The 3,858-nt window shown below is 38.3% G+C and carries 3 protein-coding genes; all 3 read left to right on the top strand.

Annotated elements, in window-relative coordinates; genetic code table 11:
• Positions 1 to 1,937, top strand: a 1,937-nt coding sequence (locus VNZ46_RS21530) for a TonB-dependent receptor domain-containing protein (protein WP_325562466.1), incomplete at its 5' end; no start/stop codon positions are given.
• A 27-nt stretch (positions 1,938 to 1,964) separates the two neighbouring features.
• Positions 1,965 to 3,422 carry a RagB/SusD family nutrient uptake outer membrane protein gene (locus tag VNZ46_RS21525; protein WP_325562464.1) on the top strand — a complete coding sequence of 486 codons (1,458 nt, stop codon included), beginning with the start codon at positions 1,965 to 1,967 and terminating at the stop codon, positions 3,420 to 3,422.
• 29 nt (positions 3,423 to 3,451) lie between these two features.
• Positions 3,452 to 3,858: hypothetical protein (locus VNZ46_RS21520; protein ID WP_325562462.1), on the top strand; the 407-nt coding region annotated here is incomplete at its 3' end.

Genomic DNA, 3,858 nt, shown 5'->3' with positions numbered 1-3,858 from the left:
CGGATAACAAAACATCTGTACATTTTAATCTCAATAATACCTCCACAAACCAAAAATTCAAGATAGAGTTTTCAGGAAGTTATCTACTTGATAATAATAAATTGCCCAGTATAGATTTAACAAAAAATGCAATGCAATTGGCCCCTATAGCTCCAGCTTTATTTAAAGCGGACGGTAGCATCAACTGGGCGCCGGATGCATCCGGATATACAACCTTTGCTGGTAATCCTATTGGTTTTATGTTCAATAGTTTTCTAAATAAAACATCGAATTTGATGAGCAATATAATTTTGAGTTATCAAATATTACCCGAGCTGGAGATTAGGAGTGTTTTTGGTTATAATAACTTAAAATCAAATATCATTAATAAAGCTCTCCTTCAATCTATACCACCGGAACTTTTACCTGGTAGCCAAAGGATAACTGAGTTTGTAAATAGCGATATGAATTCCTGGTCTATAGAACCTCTATTAACTTACAGTCATAATATTAGTAAGGGTAAGCTAGAAATACTTTTGGGTACTACAATTTCTAAGAAATCAAGTTTAGGATCGGGTATTTCAGCATATGGTTTTAGCAATGATTTGGTCATGGATGATATCCTTTCCGCAACTGGTTTAGTTACATTGTCTTCAATTAGTTCAACTTATAAATATAATGCCGTGTTTGGCCGGATCAATTATAACTGGCAAGACAGATATATTTTGAACGTCACTGGCAGGAGAGACGGAAGTTCACGATTTGGACCTAAAAGCCAATTCCATAATTTTGCAGCCTTAGGAGGAGCCTGGGTTTTTTCCAATGAAAACGTTATTAAAGAACATATAACCCTGCTAAGTTTTGGGAAGCTAAGGGCTAGTTATGGTACAACAGGTAATGATCAGATTGGGGATTATCGCTTTTTGAGCCTATATGATCCACTTGTGCAAGGTATTCCTTATCAAGGAGTTGTGGTTTATCAACCTAATAGGTTGGCAAATCCGTATCTGGAATGGGAAGAGACCAGAAAATTGCAACTGGGACTGGATTTAGGTTTTCTGAAAGATAGAATACTCTTGAATGCGAACTATTACAGAAACCGATCCTCAAATCAGCTATATAGCTACGTTCTTCCAAAAACTACTGGCTTTGGATTTATTGACAAGAATTTAACAGATAAAATAGAAAATTCCGGATGGGAGCTTGCGATCACAAGTATGAATTTTCAGCATAAAGATTTTAAATGGACAAGTAGTATTAATTTCACAATACCTAAAACTTTGTTAACTGCCACGACTGATACCCGCTTTCCTTCTAAACCTATTGTCGGGGATCCATTAAGTGCTGTGCGGATATATCATTTTTTAGGTGTAGATCCTGCAACGGGGTTATATCAGTTTGCAGATCATAATGGAAATCCAACATCTAAACCTGACCCTAATTTAGATGCGACGGTTCTTATTGATCAGGCTCCTAAATTTTACGGAGGTGTTCAAAATTCATTTTCCTATAAGGGGTTTCAGTTGGATTTTTTATTTTCTTTTGTGAAACAGATAGCCAGAAATCAGGCGTTTGGATTTAACCCCCCAGGTAGTGGTTATGGCTTAGGAAATCAATTGGCATCACTAACGGACCGTTGGCAAAAACCTGGAGATATTGCTCCAATACAGAGATTTTCAATAAACAGTTATGAGGTATCCCAAGCCCGTATGTGGGTTGAAGGCAGTGATGCTACTTGGGCTGATGCGTCATATATCCGCCTAAAAAATGTTTCCCTTTCCTGGCAATTACCTGAGGTTTGGAGTAAACGTGCAAATTTACAGAACTGCAGTTTGTTCGCTCAGGGACAGAATTTATGGACTTTAACTCGCTATAAAGGACTTGATCCTGAAACAAAGAGTTCAACAACCCTCCCTCCTTTAAGAGTAATTACTGTTGGTTTAAAAGTAGGTATATAAATGTTTTTCAATTAAAAAAATAGCGAAATGAATTTTAAAGTATTTTCCGTTTTGACTTTAGTACTTTCAGCTTGTATACTGTCCAGCTGTAGGAAACTCGTTGAGGTAGACGGTCCAGCAACCAGTGTCAGCTCTAAGAATGTTTATAGCAATGACGCGACAGCGATAGGTGCAATCACTTCTTTATATGTAAATCTAAGTAACGGCAACCCGATAATTCCACAAGAAATCAATGGTATATCTGGTGTTGCGGGTTTATCGGCAGATGAGCTGGATTATTATTCAGGTGCAGGAAATCAGGCGCTGGCTGTATATTATCAAAATTCACTTAGCTCATTAAATGTCAGTAGTGATTTCTGGGGTACCACTTATCAGAGGCTATTTTTGGTGAATTCCGCTTTGGAAGGACTTGAATCTTCTTCTGGTTTAACCCCATTAGTTAAGCAGCACTTAATGGGGGAGGCATATTTTATGCGTGCTTTCTATTATTTCTATTTGGTGAATTTATACGGTGATGTACCCTTGGTATTAAGTACAGACTATACAGTCAATGCGGTGATTAAAAGGACTTTAAAAGCTGTGGTATATGATCAAATTGTGGCTGATCTCAAGGAAGCACAAAAGCTCTTAGGTAATGGGTATTTAAAAGGAGACGGGATAACAGAATATTCCTCAGGATCGGAGGAGCGAGTAAGGCCGAACAAATGGGCTGCAATAGCGCTTTTGGCAAGAACTTATCTATTTATGAAGAGATGGGCAGATGCCGAGGCTACAGCGACACTAGTTTTGTCAAATCATACATTTTTTCAATTGGAAGCCTTGGGAAACGTATTTTTAAAGAACAACCGTGAAGCGATATGGCAATTACAACCAACAGCAGTAGGGTATAATACCTCAGAAGCAAAGGTGTTTGTAATACCGGATGGGGGACCCAGTGGTGATAACCCAGTTTATTTGAGCAATGAACTGCTCAAAGATTTTGAAACAGGTGATCAGCGGGGGGACAGATGGGTGGGTAGTGTAAATGCCAATAGTACCGTCTATTATTATCCATATAAATACAAGGTGAAGCCATCAGGTATAAATGCGGTTGTTACAGAATATAGCACAGTAATCCGTTTAGCTGAATTGTATTTGATCCGAGCAGAGTCCAGGGCCCAGTTAGGTAATCTAAGCGATGCTATTTCCGATGTGGATGGGATCAGGCACAGGGCAGGCTTACCTTTGATTAAGAATACCAATCCAAATGTCAATCAAGAAGGTTTGGTTGCGCTTATTTTAAAGGAAAAACGGATAGAATTTTTTGCGGAATGGGGACATCGATGGTTAGATCTAAAACGTACAGGAAAAGTAGACGAAGTCATGGGCAAAGTTACGCCCAAGAAAAATAATGGAGCAGCATGGAAAAGTTACCAGCAGTACTATCCGATTTCCTCTTTCGAGCTACAGAGTAATCGAAATTTAACGCAAACGGTGGGATATTAATATTCATAATAATGAGATTTTTTTTAACAATGATGATGATTTTCTGCGTGTATAGTTTGTTTGCACAGAAACCAGTAATAGATTCTAACGCCTATAAAGCTTGGCCATCCCTAGAAGGACCAACAATTAGCAAAAATGGGGAGTATGTATTCTATACTATTGAAAATGTTCCTGTAGGAAGTAAGACTTTGGTTGTGCAATCCACAGATGGTAAATGGAAAACAGAATTTAAGGGGGGGACGAAAGATGGTAATATCGGTGCTTTAAGTGATAAATACCTCGTCTTTATCAATAAGAATGACAGCCTGGGAATGCTTACTCTTGGTACGAATCAAATTAAATATATTCCAAACATATCTCGGTGTAACCTTCTTGCAATTAAAGGGGCGGAGTATTTGAGGTATTCCTCCGGCCGTAATCCAAAGGACTTTGTTTT

It is taken from the genome of Pedobacter sp. (genome assembly GCF_035566355.1).
Classification (GTDB): Bacteria; Bacteroidota; Bacteroidia; order Sphingobacteriales; family Sphingobacteriaceae; genus Pedobacter.
Note: the sequence above shows the minus strand (reverse complement) of the source record. Positions and strands in the feature narration are given on the sequence as shown.